Source organism: Vibrio sp. 1402 (assembly GCF_033340275.1).
Window position 1 is genome coordinate 1 of record NZ_JAWOWE010000744.1, and the last position, 510, is coordinate 510.

Genomic DNA, 510 nt, shown 5'->3' on the forward strand with positions numbered 1-510 from the left:
TGACGATTGATCTCTTGTTGGTTCGCCAGAATGATTTCCCCTTGCCACCAAATCACGCCCATGCAAGCTGCCAGAACGAGAACGATAGTCAGGACTATCCATAACCAGCTTTTGAGAACTAACGCGCTCATGCGTTGATTCTGGACGCTTATATCGTCTTTGATTTTCTGCTCGCTTGATCTCAACGCCTGTTCGATAACCCTCACGTGCCTCTCGAATTCGCTCTTGAGATGCTGCTCTGTATCGAGCGCTTGCTGCTTCGATTTCTTCTCGAAGTCCTGCGCCAAATCTAAAATCTTGCTCATACATCATGCCCTTTAATCGGATGTTTCTACCGCCTTCAGGATCGGCGATAGAGAGACTTTTTGAAGTCTGCCTCACTACTTGAAAACCAGAACGCTCTAAAACCTCAACAACCTGCGTTCGATCTTGAATGTCACCGTTCTGTGCCAACGAAAGCAAACCGTCTGTGATCGCTCTGGCTGCCTCTTGTTTTTGAACAGGTAGATT

Annotated in this window: 1 protein-coding gene; it reads right to left on the reverse strand. The window is 47.3% G+C overall.

What is annotated here, in order from left to right; translation table 11 throughout:
- Positions 1-305: MbeB family mobilization protein (locus R7044_RS28695; RefSeq protein ID WP_225456413.1), on the reverse strand; the 305-nt coding region annotated here is incomplete at its 3' end.
- Positions 306-510 lie beyond the last annotated feature (205 nt).